The sequence below is a fragment of the Candidatus Steffania adelgidicola genome (assembly GCF_020541225.1).
Lineage (GTDB): Bacteria > Pseudomonadota > Gammaproteobacteria > Enterobacterales > Enterobacteriaceae > Steffania > Steffania adelgidicola.
Genome location: NZ_CP045889.1, coordinates 738,576 through 762,472, shown reverse-complemented (window position 1 = coordinate 762,472; position 23,897 = coordinate 738,576). Strand labels below are relative to the sequence as shown.

Annotated in this window: 14 protein-coding genes; 7 read left to right on the top strand and 7 right to left on the bottom strand. The window is 38.3% G+C overall.

Annotated features, from left to right (window positions below):
• Window positions 1–216 precede the first annotated feature (216 nt).
• On the top strand, window positions 217–1,521 hold the full coding sequence (locus GFK82_RS02140) for an NAD(P)/FAD-dependent oxidoreductase (protein ID WP_226810306.1): 1,305 nt from the start codon (window positions 217–219) through the stop codon (window positions 1,519–1,521).
• 662 nt (window positions 1,522–2,183) lie between these two features.
• On the opposite strand, the gene argF is transcribed toward GFK82_RS02140, so the two are convergent.
• The 6 genes from argF to ribF all read right to left on the bottom strand — a co-directional run bounded on the left by argF (window position 2,184) and on the right by ribF (window position 11,911).
• Complete coding sequence (gene argF, locus GFK82_RS02135) at window positions 2,184–3,209, bottom strand: ornithine carbamoyltransferase (RefSeq protein ID WP_226810305.1); 1,026 nt, start codon at window positions 3,207–3,209, stop codon at window positions 2,184–2,186.
• Between the two features lie 1,402 nt (window positions 3,210–4,611).
• Entirely contained in the window at window positions 4,612–5,463 is an 852-nt protein-coding gene (locus tag GFK82_RS02130) for an N-acetylmuramoyl-L-alanine amidase (RefSeq protein WP_226810304.1), read from the bottom strand.
• An 814-nt stretch (window positions 5,464–6,277) separates the two neighbouring features.
• Window positions 6,278–7,228 (bottom strand): 4-hydroxy-3-methylbut-2-enyl diphosphate reductase, encoded by a 951-nt coding sequence (ispH, locus tag GFK82_RS02125; protein ID WP_226810303.1) that lies wholly within the window; start codon window positions 7,226–7,228, stop codon window positions 6,278–6,280.
• 405 nt (window positions 7,229–7,633) lie between these two features.
• The gene (lspA, locus tag GFK82_RS02120) at window positions 7,634–8,119 is read right to left on the bottom strand and encodes a signal peptidase II (protein ID WP_226810302.1); all 486 of its coding nucleotides are present in this window, start codon (window positions 8,117–8,119) and stop codon (window positions 7,634–7,636) included.
• Window positions 8,119–10,935, bottom strand: coding sequence for an isoleucine--tRNA ligase (gene ileS / locus GFK82_RS02115; protein ID WP_226810301.1), 2,817 nt, complete (start codon window positions 10,933–10,935; stop codon window positions 8,119–8,121). Before ileS ends, lspA begins: the two co-directional genes overlap by 1 nt.
• The gene (gene ribF, locus GFK82_RS02110; protein WP_226810300.1) at window positions 10,928–11,911 is read right to left on the bottom strand and encodes a bifunctional riboflavin kinase/FAD synthetase; all 984 of its coding nucleotides are present in this window, start codon (window positions 11,909–11,911) and stop codon (window positions 10,928–10,930) included. Before ribF ends, ileS begins: the two co-directional genes overlap by 8 nt.
• A 1,329-nt stretch (window positions 11,912–13,240) precedes the next feature.
• Here ribF and def point away from each other — a divergent pair.
• From def to minE, 6 genes are all read left to right on the top strand, one after another.
• Window positions 13,241–13,756: a peptide deformylase gene (gene def / locus GFK82_RS02105; protein WP_226810299.1), complete on the top strand. Its 516-nt coding sequence runs from the start codon at window positions 13,241–13,243 to the stop codon at window positions 13,754–13,756.
• 25 nt (window positions 13,757–13,781) lie between these two features.
• Window positions 13,782–14,732, top strand: a complete 951-nt coding sequence (gene fmt / locus GFK82_RS02100) for a methionyl-tRNA formyltransferase (protein ID WP_226810298.1) — start codon at window positions 13,782–13,784, stop codon at window positions 14,730–14,732.
• A 504-nt stretch (window positions 14,733–15,236) separates the two neighbouring features.
• Window positions 15,237–16,070 carry a 23S rRNA pseudouridine(2605) synthase RluB gene (gene rluB, locus GFK82_RS02095; RefSeq protein ID WP_226810297.1) on the top strand — a complete coding sequence of 278 codons (834 nt, stop codon included), beginning with the start codon at window positions 15,237–15,239 and terminating at the stop codon, window positions 16,068–16,070.
• Between the two features lie 847 nt (window positions 16,071–16,917).
• Complete coding sequence (gene mqo, locus GFK82_RS02090; RefSeq protein WP_282101016.1) at window positions 16,918–18,537, top strand: malate dehydrogenase (quinone); 1,620 nt, start codon at window positions 16,918–16,920, stop codon at window positions 18,535–18,537.
• A gap of 1,316 nt (window positions 18,538–19,853) precedes the next feature.
• A complete protein-coding gene (gene minD / locus GFK82_RS02085; RefSeq protein ID WP_226810295.1) occupies window positions 19,854–20,666 on the top strand; it encodes a septum site-determining protein MinD in 813 nt (270 codons plus the stop codon).
• Window positions 20,667–20,669: 3 nt separating this feature from the next.
• On the top strand, window positions 20,670–20,939 hold the full coding sequence (gene minE, locus GFK82_RS02080) for a cell division topological specificity factor MinE (protein ID WP_226810294.1): 270 nt from the start codon (window positions 20,670–20,672) through the stop codon (window positions 20,937–20,939).
• Between the two features lie 1,893 nt (window positions 20,940–22,832).
• On the opposite strand, the gene GFK82_RS02075 is transcribed toward minE, so the two are convergent.
• Window positions 22,833–22,973 (bottom strand): hypothetical protein, encoded by a 141-nt coding sequence (locus tag GFK82_RS02075; protein ID WP_226810293.1) that lies wholly within the window; start codon window positions 22,971–22,973, stop codon window positions 22,833–22,835.
• Window positions 22,974–23,897 lie beyond the last annotated feature (924 nt).

The window sequence follows — 23,897 nt, the reverse complement described above, 5'->3', positions numbered from 1 at the left end:
CATTTTCCTTTATTTATAGCATATATGAACCATTAACCCCTGGCGAAAATACCGGGTAACCAGGTACCTCAAGTTATCGGGTACAGGAAGAAAATGATTCATATGAATTTTGATATGACAAAATTATCTCTTGGATTATTCTCTCAATAATACACTCTCGCTATTAAAATCAATGTTATAACTTGGTTAACGACTGTTTTATGTTTAGGGGGCATTGTGACCACAAGATTAAAAAAAATTCTCATTATAGGTGGTGGGGCCGGCGGTCTAGAATTAGCAACTAGCCTAGGACGAAAATTAGGACGTTACAAGCGAGCAAATATTACTCTAGTAGATCAAAACCATAGCCATCTTTGGAAACCACTGCTGCATGAGGTAGCAACTGGAGTGCTTGATGAAGGAATAGAAGCTCTCAGTTATATGGCTCATGCTCACAATCATGCGTTTCAGTTTCAGCTCGGTTGCATGAGTAAGATCGATCGAGAAAACAAATTGGTTTTTCTTGATGAAATTCGCGATGATCATGGGGTAATACTAGTACCCCACCGCTGGTTGGAGTACGATATACTAGTAATGGCGATAGGCAGTGTATCTAATGATTTTGGCACTCTTGGCGTCAAAGAGCATTGTATTTTTCTCGATAATCTACGGCAGGCACAACGTTTCCATAATAAGATGCTTAATCTTTTTCTAAAATTTTCTGCCCCAGGAAATCTAGAAGAGAAAGTGAACATTGCTATTATTGGAGGCGGAGCGACTGGTGTTGAATTATCGGCTGAGCTACATAATGCTGTACAACAGTTACATAGGTATGGTTTTACACGTTTAGATCACCAGGCGTTAAGCCTTACGTTAGTGGAGGCTGGCGACCGTATTCTTCCAGCTCTCCACCCACGGATTTCCGTTGCCGCACATCAGGAGTTAAGTAAGCTTGGCGTTAGGATTTTAACAAAAACCATGGTTATTAGGGTAGATGTAGAGGGGCTGTATACAAAGGATGGTGAATATATTCAGGCGGAATTAATGGTCTGGGCCGCAGGTATTAAAGTGTCTGATTTAACAAGAGATTTAGCTGATTTAGAAACCAATCGAATTAATCAATTGGTAGTTGGTTCTACCCTTCAGACCACGCGTGATCCAAATATTTTCGCCATTGGTGACTGCGCTGCTTACAAACTGCCTAATGGAGGAACAGTACCACCTCGTGCACAAGCGGCGCATCAAATGGCCTCATATGTTTATGGAAATATTTTAGCACTATTGCGAAAGCAAACACTGAAGTCTTTTCGGTACAAAGATCACGGATCTTTGGTTTCATTATCGCGGTTTAGTACTTTCGGTAGTCTAATGGGTAACTTAATACGTGGTTCTATGATAATAGAAGGGCATATTGCCCGCACTGTGTATATTGCACTATACCGCATGCACCAAATCGCACTGCATGGGTATATCAAAACAGGGTTGATGATAATTGTGGGTAGAATAAATCGAGTGATCCGTCCACATCTGAAATTACATTAACCATATCAGCTAGTTATTTTATAGTTTTTTCTATCAAATCTGCTGCATAGGGTTTCGTTGTTTGATATTGTAAATAATCATGTAGAACTAAAGAATGGAATATTAAAGATCAAGTGTTTCTTCTAGAAACAAACATCGGGTTTTATGTATGTTCATTTTGTGTTATTGAAGGAAGCAGTAACTAGTACATTCTTTATAAGAAACCCGCCTTATTTTTTACAAACGATCTCATGATCTGCTCCAAATAGTTATTTTTAATACAGATTTAATGATCTTGTATCGAGCTTATAAGATTTAGCAATTGTGTCTATTATGACTTACATTAGATAGATATTCAGTTCTCCGCACTCTCTTAAAATCATTTAATACGAGCGCTTACACTTATGATATCTCTTTATCTAAGAGATATTCGTTAGTAACCTATAAAAAATATTTTTATAACAGAAAACTCTGTTTTCCGCCTACATCACATCATGAACATGAAGTTGATAAATTATAGAACATGCCTGCATCTCTGGGAGATAGTGCATATGTAGTGATGTACAATGTGCGCATCGGCAATGACTAATATAAATTAGTCGCCAAATGCGTTGATTAGAAGTCGTGTGAGGCAAAAGAATACTCAGGGGAATAGCGATCTCAATACTCTTTATGACAAATGTTTAGATATTATTTGATTGATAAGACTGAGACAGTGTCGACACTATCACGGCCTTGATCGTATGAAGACGATTTTCCGCCTGTTCAAATACTAAACTATGAGAGGATTCAAATACCTCATCCGTAACCTCCATGCCTTCAGACAGATCATATTTCGCCGCCATTTCCTTACCGAGGATCGTTTGATCATCATGAAATGCAGGTAAGCAGTGTAAAAATCTCACCTGTGGATTTTCGGTTTGACGCAGCATGGCCATATTAACCTGATATGTTCTTAGGAGTGCGATACGTTCCTGCCATACTTCTTTTTCTTCGCCCATTGACACCCACACATCAGTATAGATAAAATCGACCCCCTTCACACCAGTTCCAATATCTTCAGTAAGAGTAATTCCTCCACCATTTTTTAATGCCATTTTTTCGCAGATAGTCAGTAGGTTGTGATGCGGCCAGTAGATTTTTGGAGCGACGAGTCGAAGATGAATTCCGGTTAACGCCGCTGCTTCCAGCAGCGTATTACCCATGTTATTTCGTGCGTCACCAACATAGGCTAATTTAATTTGATTAAAGGCTTTTTTCGGCAAACATTCCCTGATAGTAAGCAGATCAGCGAGTAACTGAGTCGGATGAAACTCGCTTGTCAGTCCATTCCATACCGGTACGCCACTATAGTGCGCAAGTGTCTCGACAATTTTTTGGCTATAACCGCGATATTGAATGCCGTCATATATACGGCCAAGTACTCGAGCAGTATCCTTAATGGATTCTTTATGGCCTATTTGGCTTCCATGTAACCCTAAATAGGTAACATGAGCCCCTTGATCAAAAGCAGCAACTTCAAACGCGCAACGGGTACGAGTGGAATCTTTTTCAAAGATAAGCGCAAGATTTTTACCGACTAGAGCTGGGATCTCGTGTCTGTTACGCTTCTGATGTTTTAGGTCACCGGCTAAACCTAGTAATTGATTAATTTCAGTAGAGGTGAAATCCATTAACCTCAAGAAATTTCGTTGAAATAATTGATGCATTATCTTTTTTTCCATAAACATTTTAAAAAATAGGTGAAAACGAAATTTACCTTAATATGGATTAAGATTCAAATGCTAATCCCAATAGGAAATCTTTTACTTTGAAGGTCACGAAACACTTGCTACTATGTGAATATGTCAATATGACTACAAGCTAACGTCTTAATAACAAGGTTATTACCATGTATATAGCTTGAAGATTGAGCAGAAAAAATCGATTAAATTATTGAGGAATTAATATAAAATAGTTGAAATTTTAAGGTACTTAAAACACTTCACTATTATCTTTCCGTAGTCGATTTACAGACTCTAGAGAAAAAAAGAAATAGGCCGTCTTCGAATGAAACTATGAACTCATTGATATTGCAGAGTGAAAACTGGAAAGCAGAGGAACATGAGGATTCTGTGATACAGTCAGTTAACTTACCTTGTAAGTGTAAGGTTATTAAGGAATAACTAGAGAATTGATTCACGCTAATACGGTGCCTAGATATGCATTACGAGAAATCTTGAAAGTATTTTTGAAGACTCCAACAACGAGGATAAAAACCCGATGAGCTCGCTTAGGATAAAGAAGATATAAAATAATACAGGTAGCGAATAAGCGCTTCCTAACTGCGTTAACTATAAATGCGTGAATAACGGATAACACGCATAAATCCGTTTTTGGCAGTCATATATGATTTATCTTAAAGATGATAGAGCTGAAGAGCTCTTCTAGTCCTTATAGCATTATCCAGCAATAGTATATAACGGGGATTGTGCTTATGTAACAATGTTTTCTGTAGACTCTATATTTTTATGCATCTCACGTTTTTCTATCCCTCTCTATGTAATAAATCAACTTTTCATGCATGCTTTTCAGAGTAAGTATAGAGTCTCTTTACGAGCATAACTACTGTATTGTAATGATAGCGAATGTTGTGTTTTCAATACCGAACGATGACACAATTCATAAAATATTTCAGCGTATGTTTTTAATCTATTGTTAATGGATAAAGGGATTGGAGAATTATCTCTTCTTATCGAGATATACACACTGTTTAAATCGAGTGCATTGTATCCATACAAAGATCGCTCATAAGATTTGAATAGGTATTTGTTCAAATACTTCAGGGATATATGCAGATTATCGGGGGATAATAGTTTTTTGTTTTCATCATTGCATATACAATAATAAGAAAAGATATTTTTACGGATATGGCTATTCTATAGAAACTCAAGTCATTTGTGCCATGTGTATTTCGTGGTTTATTAAACATTAGCTATGGAGCTGGGATTTCATAAAATCTCTCTTACGCTTGACACAGAAAAGCAAGATGAACGGGTATGTATAATGATTGTATAACTAAAATCTAACGATTTATTCGCGTATTAAGAACGACAAAAATAAGCTTTTGCCTTAGTGAGAGTATTTTTCAAGCAGCGCTTGAATAATCGCTTCCGTTTCCTTATCTGCTACCCCAGTGAAGTTGTTTGGACGAAAATGCATTTGAAAAGCGCGAATGACTCGGCATGTTTCTTTATCCTTATTACCTGTTTGTGGGATAGTATAACCATATGCAGCTAACGCTTGCTGAATGACTGCGACATCACCAGGAGACCAGCGATGTGTGCCTTGTAAATATTTTTTTACTGTCACCGTATCTGGCCAAGCACCTATACCTTGCTGCGCCATTTCCTTCCATGGAAATAATGGGCCAGGATCACTTTTTCTCAGTGGTGCGATGTCGCTATGTGCAAGAACATTCTGCGGTTTAATATGATAGCGAGCTATAATGTCTCGGGCAAGATGGGTTGCTAACACTGTCTGTTCTTTGTGATAAGGAATCCAGAGTGGTCTATCGGTTTTTCCCTCATGAAAACCGTCATTAACAATTTCGATCCCAAGGGAAGTATCATTAATGTTATTCCGTCCGGCCCAGCTACTGACGCCAGCGTGCCAGGCCCGTTTATTTTCTGGCACTAACTGTAAGACCACCGGTTTCTTGTTAAGTTGTTTGGGATATGAGGGAATGAGATAATAGGCGCTTACACTACCGTGGGTAAGTAAGCGAAGGGATTCTTTATCATTAACAGCGGTATAATGGAATATGAGAAATCGGATACGTTCATCCTGTGACTGAGATGAATAGGACGTATTCACTACATAATCTTTATAATGAATTAATGAGTTATCCGCTTTTGTTTCAGATTGATACCCGACGCAACCCGTTAGTCCCAAGGTGATTAAGAGCAAGATTATCTTTTTCATGTAAACTTTCCTAGCCTAAGAAAAACCCCCAGTAACAGCATCAAAACAAAAAGGTCATCATAAAAATATTCATTGATTAAATATCGCTATTGCTGGATACTAATCTAGTTTTTGCATAAAAATGCAATTCTGACTTTGCCGTAATTTTTTGTAGATTGCAATGGCAATTATGATTTTCTAATCAAGGTAATATATAATATTATAGAGGAACATATTTGAGTGTTGTGTAATTTTGCATTACTTCAGTAGAATATAAACAAAGGTGTTTTAGTGCATCTTTATACACTTAACACTCTTGAGCGTGATATCGTTTTTAATATGCTGAGTTAGATTTCTTGAAATTAATACGGGTTATGTATCGTAACTTACCCATTGTAAAGTGTCTTCTTATAAAGAACGTCTTTCATGGTTACCTAAATTTAGGTGATATCACCTTATCTGTTGAGTATTTTTTAATGCACACATAGCAAGTATGTAATCGAACCTTATCCACGGGATGTCAACCAGTGCTATAGTATTCAGAATTGATATGGTGTATGTTTATATTGTTATCGTAATATCTGGACTATAACTCGTTGTTTAATAATACAGTTTACTGTAGAACAGCCAGAACAACATACAAGATAGTCTGGTGAACGACAATAGATTTGAACTACTAGTTAAAAAACAATTAGCCAAGCTAACCACTTGCTTTCTGAGGCTAGTCTGTCTAGACGCGAAAAATCTATGATTGTCATAAGCTATGAAAGCTATAGCATATATCGACATCAGACAGCGCGCTTTACAATGAGCTCGGTAAGATCAACATGGGGCATTATGTGACTACTTTCACTTTTATCTTCAGATCTTTCGGGATTTCAAATACAATTTTCTCCTCACGACCGAGGAGTTCTTCGCTATCTTTAGCACCAAGCGAATATAAGCGATCCACTACCTGTTCTACCAGAATGTTCGGTGCCGAAGCACTAGCGGTAACACCGATGATTTGTATTCTTTTCAGCCAGTGTTGTTCTATATCTCCGGCGCTGTCAATTAAATATGCCGGCTTACCAATTCGTTGTGCCAGCTCAGTTAGTCGATTAGCGTTGGATGAATTTTTTGAACCGACAACTAGTACAATGTCTGCATTAGCAGCAAGATTGCAAACTGCTTCTTGACGGTTAGTGGTAGCGTAGCAAATATCATTTTTTCTCGGCCCGAGAATAGAAGGAAATCGCTTGCGTAGGGCGCCGCTGATCTCTGATGTATCCTGTACAGATAGAGTCGTTTGGGTCATGAAATATAGGTGATTGATATTTTTAACCTTTAGTCGCCAAACATCATCCAATGATTGGACCAGGTATATTCCACCATTTAGATTATTATATTGCCCCATGGTACCCTCAACTTCCGGATGTCCGATATGGCCAATAAGGATAGCCTCAGCACCCTTTCTACTGGCTCTCGCGACCTCCATATGGACTTTAGTCACTAGCGGGCAGGTGGCGTCAAATACGGTTAAATTGCGGCTTCGCGCTTCTGTTCGTACTACTTGGGAAACACCATGGGCAGAAAAAATTAGAATGGAATGATTGGGGACTTCAGAGATTTTTTCAACAAAAACTACACCCCTCTGACGTAGCTTATCCACCACATAACGATTATGAACTACTTCATGTCGCACATAAATAGGTGCGTTATACATTTCAAGAGCTTGCTCTACAATGCTGATTGCACGGTTGACACCTGCACAACATCCACGAGGGTTAGCTAGAAGTATGCGCATTATCCACTCTCTGCTTCAAAAAAAATTACTATTACTTTAATATCACACAAGATAATAGTGCCGCGATACCTAAACGGAAGAATCAACTTCTAATGAAGTTTTTCGTTACTTCAATGATTGACCCTCAGTATTTCACTAGCGTTCTATTCCGTGAATAGAATAAGGCCAAAAGAAGTCCAATTTCCCCTCAGAAATCAGAAAGAAACTTATGATCGGCCTAGGATACCGATAAACGTCTGAGTGGTGTTCACCTGCTGAATTAGCTGTTTTAGGAAAGCAAGCTGAAAGCATGTAAGCATGTAAGCATGTAACTATTTTACAGAAACTGAAGATCAGAATACCGTAATCATGGACTATGTGTTGTACAGAGTGTACAGCATTACTGTAAATTTTATAGTCAATATACTAATCATGAGGATGCTGAAAACTATTTATTACAATCAATAAGGCGCCGATACAAATACCAGCATCTGCAATATTAAAAATAGGCCAGTGCCAATTTCGGACATTAAAATCAATAAAATCGATTACCACACCATGTACTATACGGTCATGCAGATTTCCTAGAGCCCCACCGATAATCATTGCATAAGCGGTGTTAGACACCCTAGCCCACTTATCCGAACGATACATTGCCCCCACTAACATCACTACGCTCACCACCGCTATGGCGGAAAACGCGAAGCGCTGCCCTCCTCCTTTATTAGCGAGGAAACTAAATGCTGCACCTGGATTGAGAGTATAAGTAAAATTAAGATACGAGAAAATCGGTACGGATTCCCCGTATGAAAAATTCGCCATAATCCACTGCTTACTACCTAAATCCAGTGCTAAAACTACCAGGGTCAACCAAAGGCAGGGAAGTCCTGTAGACATTATTCTTTTCTTCATTAGACAAATTTACGCTTTTCTCCCTCGCCAAGAACATTACTAATACAGCGGCCACAGATTTTTGGATGTTCTGTATGCTGACCAATATCTGTCTCATAGTGCCAGCATCGCGAGCATTTTTGCCCTTTGGCTTTTGATAAACGAATTTTTAGCCCTTGTATCCCTTGACATTGTAATGCATCATCGCCTGCATCAGAATAATTCACCACAACTGCATGTGAGGTTAGTAGCGCGAAGTGGAGTTCATCTCCTAATTCAGAGAGGGAGGCAGCAAGTTCCGGTTTTGCGTAAAGTGTAATACATGCTTCCAGTGAGCTGCGAATATATTTTTTTGCACGAGCCTGCTCGATAATTTTATTAGTTTCGCAACGAACTCGTAATAAAGTTTGCCAATAAGTATTATTCCATGGGTAAACAGTATCTATCCCAAACAACCCATCATACCATTCTTCGGTAAAAACATATTGCGCGTGTTCACCTGGTATAAATCTCCAGATTTCATCTGCGGTAAACGAGATAATAGGCGATATCCATCTTACCAAGGCATTAATGATGTGATATAGTGCGCTCTGACAGCTGCGACGAGCGATACTACCAGCTTTGCTAGTATACTGACGATCCTTGATAATATCTAAATAGAAAGCACCCATTTCGACTGAGCAAAAGTGCATTGTTCGTTGCACGACATTATGAAAATCATAACTTTCATAAGATGCGATGATTTCTTCCTGTGCTGATTTTGCCCGACTGACTGCCCAGCGATCTAACACTAGCATATCCTCTGGACACACGTTATGGGATGTCGGATTAAAACCATTTAGGTTAGCCAGAAGGAAACGTGCGGTATTTCGGATACGGCGATAGGTATCGGCAGTTTGCTTCAGTATCACATCTGAGATTACCATCTCACCGGTATAATCTGTAGAAGCAACCCACAGACGGAGAATATCCGCTCCCAGTGTTCCTATTACTTGATCTGGACTAACGACATTGCCTAATGATTTGGACATTTTTCGGCCCTGTCCATCAACGGTAAAACCATGGGTCAATACCTGACGATACGGTGCTTTACCGTATATAGCGACGGAAATCATTAGTGAAGACATAAACCAGCCACGATGCTGATCCGAACCTTCTAAATATATATCAAATCGATGCCCTTTAAATTCGGTTGGCCCAACCAGAACAGAGGAGTGCGTAGAACCGGAGTCGAACCACACATCAAGTGTGTCTAGCACTTTGTGGTAATGTCTTGCATCGTCACCAAGAATCTCGGCGGGATCCAGATCCCACCACGCTTGAATACCCTCTTTTTCGACCCGTTGAGCTACAATTTCCATTAATTCGATAGTGCGTGGATGAAGCATTTGAGTATTGTTATGCACGAACAGCGCCATGGGAACGCCCCAGGTACGCTGACGGGAAATGCACCAGTCAGGACGGTTAGCTACCATAGCCTTGATTCGCGCCTGTCCCCAGTTTGGAATCCACTTCACGTCCTGAATTTCCGCTAGCGCTTTCTTACGTAGACCACACTGATCCATACTAATAAACCACTGCGGTGTTGCACGAAAGATAATTGGTGTTTTATGCCGCCAGCATTGTGGATAACTGTGTTGTAATTTTTCAAGATGGAATAGAGCACCGTTGTCACGTAGCAGCCTGATGATTACATCATGCGCCTTGAAAACTTGCAACCCATCCAGTGATGATAGTGTGCCCGCTAGATAACAACCGTCTGGCCCAATTGGACTGGCGGCTTCTAACCCACACCTCTGGCCAGTGATATAATCATCAGTTCCATGGCTGGGAGCAATATGTACTGCGCCGGTACCTACGTCTCTCGTCACGTGGTGAGCTAGAACAGTCTGTACATTGAAATCCATAAATGGATGGCGGAATCGAAGCAGCTGAAGCGTACTCCCTTTAGCACCGCCCAGTACCTTCCAGTCCTTAATGGCAGCGCGTACCATTACACTCTTTACTAGTGCCGCAGCTAGTATATAGTTTTTCCCATCGGCCTCTACTAATTGGTAGTCAAAATCGGGGTGGATAGCGATCGCGCGGTTAGCAGGAAGGGTCCAGGGTGTAGTGCTCCAGATAAGTAGTGAAATGTGATCACTAAAATTAGCGATGCCGAACTTAGAAGCGACTGTACAAGTGTCTATAGCAGAAAACGCCACGTAGATAGATGGGGAAGTTTTTTCGAAGTATTCAACCTCAGCCTCCGCCAATGAAGAGTGACAGTTGATACACCAATACACGGGCTTAGCGCCTTTATACACGTGACCATTAGCTATGATCTGGCTGAAGGCGCGAATAATATTTGCCTCAGTTGAAAAGTTCATTGTTAAGTAAGGGTGTTCCCAATCACCAAGCACGCCTAATCGTATGAGATCCTTTTTCTGCCCCTCGACTTGTTCAATAGCGTAACGACGGCAAGCAGCGCGGAACTCGGAAGCCGTGACCTCTTCTCCCGATTTACCGATGAGTGCCTCGACTTTTAATTCAATTGGCAGACCATGGCAATCCCAGCCCGGGACGTAGGGGCAGTAGTAGCCCATCAGGCTTTTAGATTTAATAAGAATATCTTTGAGAATTTTATTGACTGAGTGACCAATATGAATACTACCGTTTGCATATGGCGGTCCATCGTGAAGAATAAATGTTTTTTTGCCTTTCTTAGAGTGACCAATCATCCCATACAGATCTTGTTCATGCCATCGCTGTAAGATAGCAGGCTCACGTTTGGCTAAATCGCCCCGCATAGAAAACCCTGTATTCGGCAAATTTATGGTGTTTTTATAGTCAGCCATTCCATTCTCGATTTTCAATATCGTTTTCGGTTTGAATGTGATTAGGGGTCGCTAGCCCAAAAAAATCGCGAGCGCTCACGACGTCATTCGCTATTTGCCGCCTTAAATCATCTAGCGATTTAAACATTTGTTCATCACGTAATTTTGTACGTATTACTACTTCGATATGCTGTCCGTATAAGTTCATAGCCACATCTAGTAAATGAAGTTCTAATCGCTGTACTTGACCGGATAATGTGGGTCGAATACCGATATTTGCCACCCCAGGTAAAGATCGCTCACCAATACCACAGACCTCTACCGTATATACGCCGTTTATGGGTGTCTGCCGTCCTTTTAGTGAGACGTTGGCCGTGGGGAAATTAATAGTCCGTCCAAGACCGGCCCCGCGTATTACCCGACCAGAGATACGGTAGGAATGCCCTAGCAGAATTTCTGCCTCTACCAGTTTATCCTGTGATAAAGCTTCTCGTATAGCGGTGCTACTAATACGTCGATCGCCTTCAGTGTAGGTCATGGTTTTTATCACCTGAAAGCCGGCTTTTTTCCCCGCCTGAGTAAGTAAAGCGCAATTGCCTAGCCGACGGGCACCAAAACGAAAATCATCCCCCACACCAATAAAACGCACCCCTAGTTTTTTCACCAACAGTTCCGTCACAAACGCATTAGCACTAAGCGATGCAAACTGCCTATTAAAAGTGACGCACAACACTGCATCGATACCAGCCCCTGCTAGGTATTTCACCTTATCTCGGAGTCGAGTTAAGCGAAACGGTGCATCGGATCCGGAAAAATACTCCTGCGGATGAGGTTCAAATATCATCACCATTACCGGCAGCCTACGCTTAAGGCTTAAGGTCTGCAATGCCGCTACTAGTGCCTGATGCCCACGATGAAAGCCGTCGAAATTACCGATAGTTAATACGCACCCATAATGACGTGAATGTAAATTATGTATTCCGCGAATAAGCTCCATAGGAAAAAATAAAGACCAGTTAACACAGTAAAAATTGACGGATTATACCTTGTGCTGTTTTAAGGTTAACCCTCGATTGTAATGTGTGACATTATGCGAAGATATGAAGAGTGTTACTTTTATATCCGAGTTGTCTCAATGTTAAGTACACTCTTCAAAAGAGCATACGTCGTAAAACTTAGATACTCAAGTTTGATGAAACTTGCACACTGCACACAGGATGTCTATCTCTACAGAGATTTCTTGTTTCATTTTTCGCTTCCATCTGTACGATTGCTTCTCATATGAGGTTCCGCTTTAGCAAACATCTCAGTAAGTGTTTCACCGAATATCCAGCATTGTAAATAGCCCAAGAGAAGTGCTATTTTCTATCATGAAAACTCGGTTTATAAGGAGTTTTAAGTCGATGAGGAGCATGTGGTTTTTTTAAAAAAAACGATTCCATTATTTTTTTTAAAAACTAGAGTAAAGTTTTACTACTGAAGATTAATTGAGTCAATACTTGATTGACAACTAAAAATATTTTTAGATATTCTTTCTAACTGGAAAAAAAAGAGGGGAACTGCTATTGCAGTTTTTTTCTATAGTTCCATACTCGCACTAGAGTATCCCTTTAAATTTTAGAAGGAATTCGATATCGACGATAAGTTTTTTTATACACAATCATGAAGATAACCTCTTCAATATGAGTTCCCTATACGATTGTTATCGTAATGAACTAGAGAACATTTTACATTTAGTTTCAGCTAATAGCGATTATAGATTTTTAAACATCTATTGAGCATGCTTACTTTCGTATTAATTTTAAACAAGTATTTTCCATTTTCTTCATGTGTTATGAGTTTATCTCTCATCTATAGGTGACCGGGGTATGTTGGTTTATATATAACACTAGTAAATTCTCCACACGATTTTCAATAGGAAATCTACCATACTTTTTTTCTAAAGCTATAAAAGCATCGTTTGTAAACAATGAGGGATATGCTTGAAGGTTAGATTTAATGGCAGGATTCGTTATTATCTGTTTTAGTAAAAGCATCTTCATGCTATTCTATTTATAATTATATCCAATTATATTATTTCTATATTTCACCTAAATCATCAAAACCAATTAGTATCCACTAATAAATAGTGAATACTATCTAGTAAAGTTCTTCACCAGAACATTACTCTTACTAGTATCACTCTGTTACTTCTTTTTTAGGTGACTCGGCTAGCCGTTGGGGGTCATGTCTAGAGATTTATGCTCAAATACTGTCAATCAGTCTTAGAAATCTTTAGAATCTGGATCAATATGTTTTTTATACTTAGATATAGATTTAGAACACGATGTCACTACTACAAATATTACATTATCCCGACGAGCGGCTACGTAAAGTCGCCAAGCCTGTTGCCGCAGTCAATAATACCATCCGTCGCATCGTTGATGATATGTTTGACACCATGTATTCCGAAGAGGCTATTGGTCTTGCTGCCACTCAGGTTGATATTCACTTGCAAATCATTGTGATTGATCTCTCTGAGAATCGTACACAACATTTAGTCTTAATTAATCCCGAACTGATAGAAAAAAGCGGTGAGATTGGTATTGAGGAAGGTTGCTTATCAATTCCTAATCAGCGCTCCTTCATTCTAAGAGCAGGAAAAGTAAAAGTAAGGGCACTAGAGTGTGCCGGTAACAGTTTTGATCTAGAGGCAGACGATCTTCTGGCGATATGTGTGCAGCACGAGATGGATCATCTAATGGGTAAACTGTTTGTCGATTACCTTTCGCCATTAAAACATCAACGGATCCGTCAAAAAATGAAAAAATTAGCACGTATGAGAGTGCGACTAGAAAAGTAACCAACACCTTAAAATAGGAAGGATCGTGTCAGACTCTTTACGTATTATCTTTGCAGGTACGTCGGATTTCAGCGCATGCCATTTGTCTGCATTAATCAATACTCAACATCAGGTAATCGGTATTTTGACCCAGCCAGATCGACCTTCTGGTCGCGGTAAGAAAGTGACTGCCAGTCCAGTGAAGAAGTTAGCAGAACGGCATCAATTGCCAGTATTTCAGCCTTCTACACTAAGAAAACCCGAAGGGACACTGTTCCAAGTTACTCTGCAGGCGGATCTTATGGTAGTAGTTGCGTATGGTCTGATTTTACCCCAAGAAATATTGGATTTACCGCGTTTGGGTTGTATTAACGTGCATGGATCATTATTGCCACGCTGGCGTGGAGCGGCACCGATTCAGCGAGCATTATGGGCCGGAGATGACCGAACGGGCGTAACGATTATTCAGATGGATGCAGGCCTCGATACTGGTGCAATGTTACACAAGGTAGTCTGCAATATTCAATCTAACGACACGAGCGTTGCACTGTATAACAGATTGGCAAAAATTGGCTCAGACGCTTTATTGATCACTCTGGAAAAACTCGCTTCCGGAAGCGTTAAGGCGGAACTACAAGATAATACATGCTCTACTTATGCGAACAAACTGAGCAAGGAAGAAGCAAGAATCGATTGGCGTTTACCGGCTATACAGCTTGAACGTTGCATTCGCGCCTTTAATCCCTGGCCTATTAGCTATTTTCCAAAGGCGGGGCAATCGATTAAAGTTTGGGCTGCCTCTGTTGAAGAGGAACAGAGGACTTCGTTCCCCCCTGGTACAATCTTGTCTGTAAAGAAAGATGGGATTCAGGTTGCTACTGGAGAGGGGGTACTGACGTTAACTCGACTACAACCGGCGGGTAAAAAAACGATGTCAGTCGAAGATTGTCTTCATGCACGTCGCACATGGTTTACGCCCGGCCAACTCTTAGATTAATTATTAACATATTTTAAAGGACTTATGTTGAGAGCATTTTTGCAACACCATCTAATCTTAAAATAGATCCATCACATAGCACAGAATCATTTTCTATTATCAATAAATCTAAATCACGATTCTATCGTAGTGCGTTGAGTGTTCATGATGCTTTTTTCAGCTAAAAAAGACGTTTTTATTTTAAAAAGTCCTTTTTTAACGGTTGCTTGCACTTAAGTGTTTTGCTCTGTAAAACTTTTATAAAATATAAAACTATCACTAATAGTACATAAAATCTTTGGTTTTTTATAATAAGGTTTTGTGTTTATATCGAAACTCAACTGAATCGAATGATTGATGTAATGAATATACGCCACAGTCAGCGGTTTAATTACTCTGAATTAAAATAATAAAATGTACATTTTTAGCATAAACCTGTATAAGTTTAGAGGTATTTCTATTCTTTTTACTAAAAGAATATTTCTATATACCTAACGCCTATGCAGGTAACAGACGAGGTCTGCTATGAGCGAAAAGTTACAAAAAGTCCTCGCCCGCACCGGACAAGGTTCTCGCCGAGAAATCGAATCTTTTATTAAACAGGGGCGTGTTAGCGTAAATGGTGAACTTTCTTCTTTAGGGAGTCGTGTAGAAGTCACGCACACTACTAAAATCCGTGTTGATGGCCATATAATTACTATCAAACCGATTCAAAACGAATCGTGTCGCATGCTGCTCTATTATAAACGGGAAGGTGAACTCTGCTCCTATCGAGATCCCAAGCGGCGACCAACAGTTTTTGAAGGCCTTCCGAATCTGAATAATTCCAGATGGGTTGCCGTAGGGCGATTAGACATCAATACTTCGGGGTTATTATTATTTACTACTGATGGGGAACTGGCTAACCGATTAATGCACCCAAGCTTTGCAATTCAACGGGAATATGCCGTTCGTATTTTCGGAGTAGTAAACGAAAACAAACAGCGTCAGTTGACATTTGGTATGAAGCTAACAGACAGGCTGGCAGCCTTTCAAGATTTTAAATTTCAGGGAGGAGAAGGCTTAAACCAATGGTACACTGTCACATTAAAAGAAGGGCGAAATCGTCAAGTGAGACGATTGTGCGAGGCTGTTGGAGTACAGGTTAGTCGACTCATCCGGGTTCGCTATGGCGGAGTTTCCTTACCCAAAGGGCTACCACGCGGCGCCTGGATTGAATTATCACCAGAACAGATCAATAATCTGCGAGAAAAAGTACATCTACCGCTTCAATCGGTAACTAGAGTACTACGAAAGCGCCATCGCTTGAAGACTACGAAAATCCGCCGTGCCATTAAACGTATCCATCAAAAGTCATGATGGCGATAGCTTGGCTAGAGCAAAACACACAATGTGTTATATAGGTTAATGTTGTTAAGCCATATATTCTGTAATAGAGATACCCCCCTTAGCTTTTTTAAAAGAGTGTTTTATGATAAATGTTTATATCCAGGAGTGCCTCGTTTTATTTAAGTATTCCATAGCACGTCTATACTCTTTATTTTTAAATGTAAGATACGGCTAGAGCATTTTTATAATTAAATTTTGCATATAATCTGAAAGTTTATACTATCTACTGTAGTAGGATATTCGCCTTATCTTAAAATACAGCTCATCAATTTTCTTAGAATTATCTATTAGATACCATATATAGATTAGGAGTAAAAGCTTGTCGTTTCCATAACGAGCCTTTGGGTTATATTTTTATAGATATACGTACCATTAAATATGGTAAATTAGTTAATTTTAATTGCACTCTTAAAATATTCATAGAGATACCTCTCTAATGGGAGGTATCTGTTTTACTTGTACCTTACACCCCCACTGATTTAAGATTTTCAGTTATGTATACATTTAGTTTAGTAACTCATTAAGATCACATTATTTAAATAAACTCAAGTGATGATATATAGCTACTATCTTCATCCAACGCTCTAGAATTGAGGCGAAAGATTGCCTCACCATTACATCTGAAGAATTTTAAAACATACCTTCCTATTAGGATATGGAAAACGAGCGATTTTATCCACTATCTTGTAAAATATAAAAAAATATTTTTAATATTTTAGTTCGTCACTGTGTTGTATGCTAGGGATAATATCCACTACACTACTAATAGTGAATTTTGATTCATGGATATATTTCATGTATCATATAGACATGCGAAATTGCAAGAGCATTTATCATGACACTTGGTATGACTCTCTCTGCATCAGCCAAACAATCTCGGGTTACGCATCCAGTTCCTGTGGATATCGTACTGATTGGCGGCGGAATAATGAGCGCTACGCTAGGCACTTATCTACAAGCACTTGAACCGAGTTGGACGGTTTATATGTACGAACGCCTGGCAAAACCGGCGGAAGAAAGTTCTAACGCTTGGAACAATGCTGGCACTGGTCATGCCGCATTTTGTGAGCTGAACTATACCACTATGACTGAAACAGGCGTAGTAGATATTTCTAAAGCAGTAGCAGTGAATGAATCTTTTGAAATCTCGCGCCAGTTCTGGGCTTATTTAGTTAAACAAGAGGTTCTCATAAGACCGAAAACCTTTATTAATAATGTGCCCCATATGAGCTTTGTATGGGGAGAGGATAATATCAATTATCTACGTCATCGCTTCAATGCGCTGCAAAAAAGCACCTTATTTCGCGGTATGACTTACTCCGAAGATCCCCAGCAGATTCGAGAATGGGCACCACTTATTATTGATGGACGAGATACTGTCCAAAACATAGCTGCCACCCGCATGGAAATGGGTACTGACGTTAATTTTGGTGAAGTAACGCAACAGCTTCTAAAAGCACTGCAAAAACACTCTCGGTTTCATTTGCATTTACAGCATGATGTGGTTGATATTAAAAGAAATGACGATCTTACTTGGAGCGTACGGGTTGTTGACAACAGCAATGGGTGCCGGCAGTCCACAGTGCGTGCTCATTATGTTTTTATTGGCGCAGGCGGTTTATCGTTAAGGCTTCTGCAAAAATCCGGCATCCCTGAGGGACATGGATATGCAGGCTTCCCGGTAGGGGGGAAATTTCTAGTAGCGAAAAACCCCGAGATAGTTAGGAACCATTACGCTAAAGTATATGGTAAATCAGCGGTTAATACGCCGCCTATGTCAGTTCCACATATTGATACTCGTATTCTTAATGGTCAACAGATACTGTTATTTGGCCCTTTCGCAACTTTTAGTAGTAAATTTCTTAAACAAAGCTCATATCTAGATCTGTTTCATTCGCTTACACTAAAAAATTTACTACCCATACTGAGAGTTGGGCTTGATAACTTAATGCTAATCCGATATCTTATCAGCCAACTTAAGATGTCGAATGAAGATCACCTGAATAGCCTGCGTGAATATTATCCTCAGGCTAACGTGACTGATTGGTCGCTGATCGAGGCTGGCCAGCGTGTACAGGTAATAAAAAAAGATGATAGAAAAGGTGGAATTTTACAGTTCGGCACCGAAGTGGTCAGTGCAGCTGATGGTTCGCTGTCAGCATTGCTTGGCGCATCGCCGGGTGCATCCACTGCGGCTTCTATCATGCTAGAGATTCTGGCATCCATGTTTAAAAAACATTTAGAAACTACTACTTGGCAGTATACACTGAAAAAGATGGTACCCTCCTACGGCCAGAAAATCAACGGAAACCTCGCCCTGACTAATGAGATCCGCCAATATGTCGCAGAGATATTGGAATTGAATTTTATTGAAGCCAAGGCAACGCCTATCAAAGCCATCAAAAAGATAGTGGAAGAAAAAAGTGCTATACGCTGATGAATGACATGCTGTGGTATGGCTATCTCAGCCAAGTCGAAACTGTATTCGAGCTCGAGTTTTTCCTGTTTTCATCGAAGATTGTCTCTATATAAAGCGATTTCATTTGAATCATATTATTAATCTGAAAAGAGAGTATTCCGGTACGATTGATGTGTATGTTTCTGTATCGCGGCAGATATAAAGGACGGCCCCGCTCTGTATTAGTAAATAGAACCTTCTTGCAGGCGGGGATTATTTCTAGTAATACTAACCGAGAAAAGGTCCTTTATGTCTAACATATTAGGACGCCTAATAGCCATAGGGATTTCATTTTAGCGATCTGAATAAAACAAATTATTCTATAAGATTTAAAATCGGTGATTTGATAATGAGCGATCGGTAGATGGTCTACAATCAATATGTAATGCAAAAAATCTATCATTTTTATAATGGGTATTGAAAGATGTTTATATATGATATAAACATTTACTTCTTGGTCTATTGGATGCTATTTACATGAAGTTTCTGGTTAGTCAAGAGCTATAGAAATTACCAATAACACTATTTAAATTAACATGATATCTATTTGTTTCTTAGTCCTCAACTAAGATAAAAGACTCCTATACTGATGAAATCAATGGTTCTAAAGAGTTGGAAAATATTCTCTTCATTCTAAGTATAAGACTATTGTTTGTTGCTTTAGAATAGATAAGGACTGTATTGGCAGTCTCATTATTAATCGAGCGTTGTGGTACAACCTCTCAAAATAAACAAGAATAGTATTCTATGGACATTTAGATTTGTTGATTAGATATAGAGACTGAGCTAAAAATTTAGAATTTAATCCAGATCCTAGATTACTTATAAATATCATTAGATAATTTTTTAATAGCATGCTATATGATTAATGTGTATCTTTGATTCAGTAGCAAAACAAAGAAGATCGATATAACTTGAATGTGCTTACTCACATTCAAATATCTTATTTTTAATAACTATCTTCGTTCATAACCAGAAACAATGTGAGATAAGGGCCTTGGATAATATATGACTATCTGCCATTTTTTCGTAAATCTTAATTGTGACTTCATTTTATCCTACTAATAGTTCTAAACATTCAGGATATAATTGATAGATTGAATCCATGTATAGCAGATATGCCTAAAAAGTACCTTTCTACTCTTATAAAAGAGTATAAGAGTACACTATGCCTGTATTTTTCCTCTATAAGTAGGTGTTACTTCAAAGAAGTATTGAGTAGTAAAATGCCATTGCATAAGAAATAATATTACCTTCCAGGATGTGACATTTAGCCCTTGACAAGGAATCCATTTATGGCACGTATTATAGTTGTTACTTCAGGTAAAGGGGGTGTTGGCAAGACCACATCAAGTGCGGCTATTGCGACTGGTTTAGCCCGAAAAGGAAAGAAAACCGTAGTGATCGATTTTGATATCGGGCTGCGCAATCTTGATTTGATCATGGGTTGCGAACGCAGAGTGGTCTATGACTTCGTCAATGTCATCCAGGGCGATGCGACGTTACATCAGGCGCTCATTAAAGATAAACGGACCGCAAATCTTTATATTCTTCCTGCGTCTCAAACAAGAGATAAAGATGCTCTAACTCGCGAAGGCGTAGAAAGAGTATTGAATGATTTAAGTACAATGGCATTTGATTTTATCGTTTGCGATTCACCAGCGGGTATTGAAACAGGTGCCTTGCTGGCGCTGTATTTTGCCGATGAAGCCATCATTGCGACAAACCCAGAAGTCTCATCTGTGCGTGACTCTGATCGTATTCTTGGTATCCTATCATCTAAATCGCGCCGTGCTGAGAATGGGCTAGAGTCAATAAAAGAGCACCTACTGCTAACGCGTTACAACCCAGGTAGTGTCAATCGTGGGGACATGTTGAGTATGAAAGATGTAATTGAGATTCTAAGGATTCCTTTGCTAGGTTTAATCCCAGAAGATCAATCGGTATTAAGGGCTTCTAACCAAGGTGAGCCGGTAATTCTTGATGAGGAGTCTGATGCTGGCCAGGCTTATTCTGACATGGTAGAGCGCCTGTTAGGAGATGAACGTCCCTTCCGATTTATTGAAGAAGAGAAGAAGGGCTTCCTGAAACGTCTGTTTAGGGGATAAACTATGGCATTACTTGACTTCTCTCTCCCCTGTAAAAAAACAACAGCCAATATAGCCAAAGAACGACTACAGATTATTGTAGCTGAACGACGCAGAGGTTATAAAGAACCGCATTATCTGCCACAACTAAAACGCGACCTACTCGCGGTCATCAGTAAATATGTGCAAATCGATCCTGCAATGCTCTCCCTGCAATTAGAGAAAAAAGATGGGGATATCTCTATCCTGGAATTAAATGTAACACTTCCAGAAATGGAAGAGAGTAAAAAATAAACGAGCGAATTTAATAAATGATTGCATGATCACTAGTGTAAAATCACTGTATTACGCCCCCACTCTTTATCAATCTTTTATAGATTATGATAAAACTGCATCTCTTATACTAGAAGTCCTATATCTAGATAGATGCAATCTCAAGCATTTCACTAAAAAGGCATTTTGCAGAAATTTTCTGCACGTCGCTTAAATCATTTGACAAAAACCATGAATTATGAATGCAGTTTGCGGTTTTACTTGGTATATTTATAAGATCCTATCTATTGATAGGTAGAAAACTAAGTGCTATATCACTATTTCTTTGTCTTTGCTGTTTTCATTTCGCCAAAATTGTCTATTGGTCACCTGAAAAATAGCGAGTACGACTTTATAGGGATAGAATCGATTAGAAAAAATTCACGACAAAGATTCCTTTTTAACAAAAGGCATCTTCATTGATCTTTAATACGACTTATTTCAGATCTAAACTAAATCTGGATCTTGTTATTTATAGAATCATATGGTTAATTAATGCGAAGTATGCGCATAACTATTACATTAATGTTGAGAGAATACTGTTTGATAATGTCAAAATATAACATGGAAACAATTAACTTATTATCAAGTGATGGAAAGATCGATAGCCCATTGCATTTATACTGCTGTGTAATCTGGTCGAAAGAAGATGGATATATTTAATAAGCGGGTGGCTGTGGGTTTTAATGTTTCTGAGCTGGGTATGAGAGAGCATGTGTTCCTGTCTATTTTTAAAATTTCAATCCGATTTAAAATAAGTAAACAAGACATCTATCTATATTCACAATCTGATATTGAATTAAGATTCAATAGCTTAGAGATATATAAAAATCAATTCTCGCTAACTGTTTTACACTAATATTCATAGCACTGTATCCTCACTTCTTTCATGTTTTTGAATCCAGAACATATAGAGATAACATGAATATACTGAGCTAATCTGTGTTATAAAGTTAGAAACGATGATAAATCCTTTAATTGGATGGTATCCATATATTAATTATTGTTAATAATAATTAATTTGAATGATTCGTAGGTTAGATAGTGTGATCAAAATCAAGTGATTTAGCTGTAAATACACTTATTATTCACTAGATAATAAAACGTCTTACTGCTGTGTCAGGAAAGCGCAATATGTTTTTAAATTTGACTGGCTTAATTATAATCTAGTGTCAATTCTGAATTCATTTATCAAAAAGCTTATGTTTCTTCTTAAAATAAAGTGTATATAAATAAAGCATGCATTACCAGAATACTGTATAAAAATATGGCTTCATTACTTGAGAAGTAAATGAATATAATAAAGCGATTTTATTATACATTAATCTATATAGATTTAGATCTAGTGCTAGAGTAAAGAAAAAGTACACTTCTTTATTGACAAGGAAGAATAGGTATATTTTCTTCAGAGTAGGACAATTAGTCATGCCGTATCTAAAATATAGTTAAAATACCGATGAATTAGACTATCAGTGTAACCCATAATATAACATAGGGCGCACATTATATACAGAAGGTTTTGAATTTATCAAGTTTCTCTAAATCAAAAAAAGTTATTAAGGTTATTTAAAATAAACCGCCGACTAACTCTTTTAAAGCGTCTGTGATAAACTAGCAAGCATCAGGATTAATCAATATGACTAGGTTTACAATATGCGTAAGTAGTTTCTTAAACTTAATTGAAGCCAGGAAAAAATATTAGATATGAAATCGTATTTCAAATTGTTAGGCTAGAGTTTCAAGGCAAAATTCTGATAGCACTAATTACTTCTGGTAATTGGAAATTCTAGTGTTCTCAGATGCCTACATTGGATAGTGATTTTTAAATTTAATGTATTGATACGATCCTAGAACACAGATAATACAGGATATAGTCTATTCAATATATTTAGAGTCTTCCGGAGCGGTGGCGATAAGTATTTCATAACTCTTGTTTTGATTGTCTTCTAAAATATCAGCTAAAATTTCACAAGGATCGGAACCCTTGATTTTATCCTCTATAATATTCTCCAGCACCTAAAAGCCCATTCTAAATAGCATCGACTTTTCTCTATCGTGGATAAAAATGTTTTCAACAAATCCGTCGTTATCTGAATCTCAAATCTGAGATGCAACTCGATAAATTTAGTATCTGTAAGGAAATAAGGTAAAAATCCATTATAAGTTTCTAGATGCATCAATGAAAATAACCTGGACTATAGAGTTCATTCAAGTCCTTAACAGGAGTTGTCGCATAGAACGAGTAATTCTATCTTTCTGATTCATACTATATTTGTAATAAACAGGGTTTAAGAAGAAGCAATTGATATTTATCAAGAAGTAGCTCGTCAGTGAGCTGAGTGTTATATGTGTTTTGAACGAATAGTTCATCAAAATCACAAACAGAATAGTATTGATAATACGGGATCGATTTCTTGTCGTTTATAAACGAGGTTTTAGCCTATGCATAAAACTCAATTGTTGCTATAAAAAGACTTTTTTCTATTCAAAACAATATCTTGATGATCTTATATGCGTTTTGAATCTAAGAGCATCTCAACTGAATTTCGGAATTTACGTAAAATAGAGCAGAAAACAGTAAGTTTTCAGTATAAAATATTCAAAATACATTACAGCTGTTTATATTCTTCTAGTGATATATTCAGAACTGTTGAGCATACCATCAACTCTAAGAGAGAATAAGTATAAAAGTCTTGAAAATCATTATTAATATTTCATTAAAGTATAAACAGTTAGAATCTATCTAGATATGATACCTTCTGCAATCAGGCATTGACCTTATCATTATTAAGAATTAACAGGTTATTATTGTCTATGAAAATAAAAAGAGAGAAATATTAATGAATTTAAAAACCACTATCTTACTTTTGACGTGTGATAATGAAGCATAAGGAAAAATAAACCTAGAGGGTGGAAATTTTCGGTAACGGCACCAGAAGG